This is a genomic window from Anoxybacillus sp. P3H1B (genome assembly GCF_001560855.1).
Taxonomy (GTDB): domain Bacteria; phylum Bacillota; class Bacilli; order Bacillales; family Anoxybacillaceae; genus Anoxybacteroides; species Anoxybacteroides rupiense.
Window position 1 is genome coordinate 48,290 of sequence record NZ_LPUG01000031.1, and the last position, 6,000, is coordinate 54,289.

General features: G+C 40.2%; 7 protein-coding genes and 3 pseudogenes. 1 reads left to right on the plus strand and 9 read right to left on the minus strand.

Features of this window, described 5'->3' with window-relative positions; all coding sequences use genetic code 11:
* The first annotated feature begins 334 nt into the window (after positions 1 to 334).
* Positions 335 to 700, plus strand: coding sequence for a hypothetical protein (locus tag AT864_RS16815; RefSeq protein ID WP_231734682.1), 366 nt, complete (start codon positions 335 to 337; stop codon positions 698 to 700).
* A gap of 478 nt (positions 701 to 1,178) precedes the next feature.
* On the opposite strand, the pseudogene AT864_RS17785 reads toward AT864_RS16815, so the two are convergent.
* The 9 genes and pseudogenes from AT864_RS17785 to AT864_RS18840 form a co-directional block, all read right to left on the minus strand.
* Positions 1,179 to 1,374: pseudogene (locus AT864_RS17785) on the minus strand (ATP-binding protein); the annotation flags it as partial.
* Between the two features lie 18 nt (positions 1,375 to 1,392).
* Positions 1,393 to 1,875 (minus strand): helix-turn-helix domain-containing protein, encoded by a 483-nt coding sequence (locus tag AT864_RS18465; RefSeq protein ID WP_231734683.1) that lies wholly within the window; start codon positions 1,873 to 1,875, stop codon positions 1,393 to 1,395.
* A 338-nt stretch (positions 1,876 to 2,213) separates the two neighbouring features.
* A pseudogene (locus AT864_RS16830) lies at positions 2,214 to 2,447 on the minus strand (tyrosine-type recombinase/integrase); the annotation flags it as partial.
* Between the two features lie 302 nt (positions 2,448 to 2,749).
* Positions 2,750 to 3,391 (minus strand): toxin-antitoxin system HicB family antitoxin, encoded by a 642-nt coding sequence (locus tag AT864_RS16835; RefSeq protein WP_066151047.1) that lies wholly within the window; start codon positions 3,389 to 3,391, stop codon positions 2,750 to 2,752.
* Between the two features lie 853 nt (positions 3,392 to 4,244).
* Positions 4,245 to 4,496, minus strand: coding sequence for a hypothetical protein (locus AT864_RS16845; protein ID WP_066151050.1), 252 nt, complete (start codon positions 4,494 to 4,496; stop codon positions 4,245 to 4,247).
* A gap of 139 nt (positions 4,497 to 4,635) precedes the next feature.
* A complete protein-coding gene (locus AT864_RS16850) occupies positions 4,636 to 4,857 on the minus strand; it encodes a hypothetical protein (protein ID WP_231734684.1) in 222 nt (73 codons plus the stop codon).
* 14 nt (positions 4,858 to 4,871) lie between these two features.
* Entirely contained in the window at positions 4,872 to 5,360 is a 489-nt protein-coding gene (locus AT864_RS16855) for a RadC family protein (protein ID WP_066151053.1), read from the minus strand.
* Between the two features lie 192 nt (positions 5,361 to 5,552).
* Positions 5,553 to 5,702 (minus strand): annotated as a pseudogene (locus AT864_RS18835) (nuclease); the annotation flags it as partial.
* Between the two features lie 212 nt (positions 5,703 to 5,914).
* Entirely contained in the window at positions 5,915 to 5,968 is a 54-nt protein-coding gene (locus AT864_RS18840) for a hypothetical protein (protein ID WP_369815676.1), read from the minus strand.
* Between the last annotated feature and the right edge of the window lie 32 nt (positions 5,969 to 6,000).

Consider the following 6,000-nt stretch of genomic DNA (forward strand, 5'->3'; position numbering starts at 1 on the left):
CTCGTTCATCCTTTTCCCTTCTAAAACAAAAATAGCCCTTTCTTGTTTGGCTTGCTCAACCGAATAGCTCGCCACCTTTTCTGTCTGTTTATTATACTGCTTCCATTCATATACAAGCAATGAGCATTAAGATATTGGCAGTCACTAATAATTTATTAGGCCGAGGCCATATAGAAAGCTCCGCAGTTGCTGCAAAATTTGTCATTAGAATTAGTTCGATTTCCTCATTTAGCGCAATACACCCCCTCTTTTTCACCTTAATACATGCACTTATTATTATATGCCGACAATAAGTAAAATTCCGACCGTCATTTTCACACATAATAAGGAAGATTTGGATAAGACTAAAATCGAAAATGAGCATGATGTATATTCGCTCATCCGCCCCATATTTCCAGATGCTAGATTAGAGGTGGGAGATGATGCTGGTTATGCTTCCGTCAGATATGATATCGTACTCGATGAATATGGAATGGTAATAGAGGTGAAATGTACAAGGGAAAACATGACGGAACGTAAATTAAGGGAAGAGTTAGGCTCAGATTCCTTTCATTATGAAGCTGATCATCTTTTCCTGTTTATCTTTGATAAAGTGAAATTAATAAAAAACCCTGATGCTTTTGAGAAGGCTTTTCGAAGAGAAAAACACGGCTTCGATAAAGAATTGGAAACCATTATTATTCGGGAAATCACTTTCTGATTTCTAAAAGCGAACAAGTGTTGCTAGTTACAACATCCATTTCTTTCCCACGACACTTCGAAAACGTGCCATGGCTTCATCCCCTTCCTTTTTCTTGAACGCATTCCCTCATCTCTCCTATTCTCTTCCCTCCTTATTTTAATATGTATGGAAATTGTATGAGACGAAAAAGCTCCGCAGTCATTCCCTGCGAGGAGCCTTTTGGCATTACACTTCAACGTGTGACGGGTACGGATCGCCGAGAATCTGGTGGCGCTCTGTTTCTTTTTTAAGGGTTTGCAACCGCTGAAGGGAAGAGGAGATCTGCCTTTTAAAACGCATACGCGCGACTGATTACAAGCCGCTTGTAGAAGCGAAATTGGTTCCTTTGACAAATTCCATATACTTTTGTCTCTGTTCGTCTTTTGTTCCTGAAAAATAATCAACTCATATATCTGTGTTCATAAATGAGGCTGGGAAAGAGTTTGGGTACATATATACAGGGGCAATAGCGCGTTCTTGATCCTAAATATCCACATTGGACATGGATTCATCGCCCCAATCAGAATAAAATGAGCAGGATAAGTGGCTTTGGAAGCAACGCGGCTCATCGTCACTTTTCCTGTCTCTAACGGCTGACGAAGCATATCCAATGTCTTTTTCGTAAACTCTGCCATTTCATTTCGGATGATGACAGGCCCGCAACCAATGCGCTAAACTTGAACATGCAGGTTATGATCCTGTCTACTTGTACCATCAATGATGAAAGGAGTATTCAATGCCTGCGAAATTTTAAAAAGCGTCTCTATCCTAGGACTTGTAAGTCCCGCTTCAATTCTCCCAATCGTGGATTTTGGAACTCCAATACGGTCTGCAAGTTCCTGTTGAGACATATTCAGCTGCTTACGTCTTGTTTTAATCTGTGCAGCTATCGTTCCTTCTAATTGAAGTTTTTGAACATGCTGCTCGCCTCGAATGGCTGCATATTTCTTAAAAAAATCACTCATTCTTTTTCCCCCCAGTTGATTAATAAAGGCAAGGATCAACAGCGCAATAACTTTCATATGCTGATTCAGCAGGCACAATATCCTCTCGTCTTGTCGCTCCGTTATACTGCTTGTCAAAATAATGAAGCAGTATGACTTTTGAAAAATTGTGGATCGCAAATATAATTCTGTGATTTCCAGTTCTTCCACCCCTTATACCCCATCTGTAAAAATTATCATAACGAGTATTCATGCTAAGATGTTTCAATGACGGAGGGGTTATATCGTCCGGAAAGCTGTTGTCCTCCGGATCAGAAGGATATGGATTATGTTGAATAATCGTAAGTTGCCTTGCATATACATCAGCAACATGGCACCATATACCCGGACGACCTTTTTGTCTAAGTTCTTGCTCGGCTTTACTCAATAGATAATCTTCAAATTCCTTTACATTTCCTGTGTATATTACCTCAAACAACATCCTCTACCCTTTACTAATTATTATACACATGGTAGCATTTATGCTACTGAAAAGCAATAATTTATAATTACATTTTCCTTAATGCTTGCACCTGTTCCTCATAAATAGCTGTTGTTTGAATGCTTTCATGCCGAGCAAGCCGTCTAATAATTTCAATGGGCGTTCCGGCATTGGCTAGGCTTTTGCAAAAACTATGACGGAAGCGGTGCGGGGGAATGTTCTCCATATTGGCTAAATCCGCGTATTTCGTTAGCATTTTGTGAATGGCCCTCTCTGTTAGAAACATGGATCTTTCCAATACGAATAAACGTTGAGATTCCTAAGTGTAAGGGGTACCTCCTATCCCACTATGGAGAAAAAGAAACAGAGAGTCATCAGACTCTCTGTTTCTATGTTCGACAAACTTCGGAGCGTGACAGGCACGCAACCCAAAACAAAGCAGCGGTTTTTAAATTATTCAGCAGTAACAGTCAACTTAACCGTTGCTGTTTTACCATCTAACAAGTAAGTTACTGTGAAAGCATCCCCAGCTTCTGCGCCAGTAATACCAACTTCATTTGTACCATTTACAATCATAATGCAGGGGATTGAGAAAGATGAGACTTAATATAGTTCGTCAATATACGTTGCATTTCTTAACAAAGGCAAAGTTGTTGTTTTGTTCACTAAGTATCTCGCCTCTAAACCATTTTTCAGCGGAAGAGGATTCGCGAATGTTCCCACTTCACGTAAAAGAACCACATTCGTCGTTTCCCACGTGCGAATTTCATCCCAAAACTTCGGATCGTTTATTAAAGGTTGTAGTTCAGGAATATGCATGTAGTCGCCTGGCTGAATGTCATAAATGATTTCCTTTACTTTTCCATAATAAGCGATATGACGCGGATGCTCGTTTTTTGTTCCATCACTTTCTTGCTTCGTCGTTTCATAAAAAAGCAAATACTGCATCGGTGTCACTCTTCCAAGGGAAGGATTAAAGAAGTAAACGTTGTGCTTATGAAGCAACTCCATAAACCATGGGTGTTGAGTGACGATCACCGCCTCCCTCACTTCTTTCACCTTCAACTCATCAATGTTCACACGCGAAAAAGACACATTCGTTTTCATTTCTTTCTCAACCCTTTCCTCAATAGTTTGAATAAGAAATTCATTCAGCGACTGACTATAGGACGAAGCTAATTGTGCAACTTCTTGATGTAATTGGGGAGACATTCTTAGTAAGATTCGACCACTATATTCTTTCATTACTGCCACCTTTAATATGATTCGTTGATGATATCATTATATAATCGTGCTGAATGCATGTCAAGCAAGATGTACGATTTGATATCACTTTTAAAATGATCGTTATTCTTAGCGATTCCACCAGAGAACACTAGATAGCATTAAAAGCTTTATTAGCACGTTTTATAGCTTCTTTTCCATCCTCTCTGGATCATTAAAAACTTTAAAAGTTATTAATTCCAGCCAAACGTAACTTATAACCCTAAAAGAAAGAATCACAGCACTTACACTTAATCAACATTCCGATTTTTCACATCAGAAAAGTTATAATTAGAGTAAATACCTTGATACATCTAGTTTTTTGCTGTGTTGAATAATTCTATATACTCATTTGCCTTGTAGAAATAATGATAAAAGTAAGCAAGTAATTTGTAAGCTATGCGTAAATCTTGTTATTTCTGAACGTGTTGCAAAACGCATAATGGATGTATAAAAGCACGCAAAAAATCCACCCTTCTTGGAAATCATATACAGTGACTAAAAATCCTTCATTCCAAGGGGTGGACACGATCATGATTTCCAATATTGTCATCAAACATGCACTGTCTAGCGAAATCGATCCTCTTTTACAGGATTTATTTCAATACATTGACCAACTTTCTTTACCTGAAGCACCTTATGTGGCAGGGCGACCACCGATTTCGAAAAAATCATTGTTAAAATGTTTCTTTTTAAAAACCTATTTTTCCATTGGACCTCTGTCAATAGATTGGACAGAGGTCCAATTCCTTGTCACTCATCGAATCTGCCATACATGGTTGGAATCCCTTTAGTTTTGTCGTGAGATTTTCGGAAAAAATGTCGTGAGTCGGTCTCATTCCCGGCTGATTCGCTCCAAGTAGCGGATATAGCTCTGCAATAGGTTCCGGTCGTCACGGTCTGCAATCCGGCGCAGAGCGGCTTCGATTTCCCTTTCGTTAATCTCAATCTCTTCGTCTATCACCTCCTCCAACAACATTTGAACAAGCTCATCTTCGCTAAGCATCTCGCCGTAGCCATCCAGCCCGTAGCTGTATTCCCGATAGTACGGCACTCCGTCAATGATGATGCGATGGTATTTTGCCATTTTCTCTTCCCCTTTCATTTGGTCTAACCGTGATATTCCCGAACGAACATCCGCCAATCTCAGACATATATTTCGTAAGCGATTGGCTCTCCATTCTTTATCCACACCTCGTACAATTTCTCCTTCGTTTCCTCATTTCTTACAAATCCCGCGCTATCCACTCATTTCGTTTTTCATCAACATACGTTAGAGTCTCAAAAAGCAAAGGATTCGGGAGTTTTTCCAGATGCTCTTCAGGTACAAGATAGTTGTCCAGCTCTTCGTGATAGAATTCATACGCTTCATAGCCCACCTCGTCAATGTTGACTGCTACGTTGAACGTTCTTTTCATTGTCCTTACAAACCAATCCATGTGCAACATCTTCTCGTCTCCTCTCAAATATATCCTTTTTCTTTCAGCGACAAATATCGTTCAGGACAAACAATCAAATGGTCTAGCACATCAATGCCTATCACTCTTCCAACCTCTACTAACCGGTTCGTTACCTCGATGTCTTCCCGCGACGGCTCGCAATGACCGCTGGGATGATTATGGGCAACGATGATAGAAGCAGAGTTGGAGAGAATGGCAGCCTTCATCACCTCCCTCGGATGCACGATGCTTGAATTGAGACTGCCTACGGGCTGGTTTTTCGTATCAAGGCAGACAACGACAAACTTCTCCCGGTCGGCTTCCACAAGAAACGACTGCAGCAGCTTGTACGCATCTTCCGGAGATTTGATTTGACGTTCCTTGTGAAGTATGCTAGATTCCTGAACGAGCTTTAGGCTGACAATGTTGACACGCTTCTCTGGTTGTTTGGTAGACACCTCCCTTTCTAGCAACTCTAGCTGTTGGTGATTGATGGTTTGATACTTGCTCATCCTTTCCCCCCTAAAATAGAAATAGCCTCAATTCCTCGAAAGGAATTGAGGCTTTATGACTGTAAGTTCAAAATCATAATATATATTTGAGATTAAATTTGATGCAAATTTGAGCAAAAAGAAAAGCCCCGCAGAGATTTCTCTCTACAGAGCTTTTCGGCATATTTCGAAGCGTAACAGGAACGGCCATCCTTAACGTTTAGATTTTCTATAGCCAGCAGCGATTGCTTCTTGCTCTGTACAGAAAATTTCTTCTGGTTCCGTACTATCGTAAAATTGTCCTCCCGGCAAGTGGTAAATTTTTTCACCCGAACTTGAAATGTTCCCTTTAATATTTAAGCAAGCTTGTTTAGGTTGTTGTTGAGGTTCAGGCTTAGGTTGAGATTTCGGTTGTGGTGCTGGTGACGATTTGGATTGTGATTGTGGTGACGTCTTTGGTTGTATATTAGATTTTTCCTTGTTTTCTTGTGAAGGTGCTGGTGTTTTTTCATTCTCTTTGTTTTTGGTTGTCGATGGACCTCTGTCAATAGATTGGACAGCCAGAATCGAGAAAATTACGCAATTTGACCGTACATTTGTTCGTATTGAAAAGGTGTAAGATACCCGATAGCGGAATGTACGCGTTTCCGGTTGTAGAAAA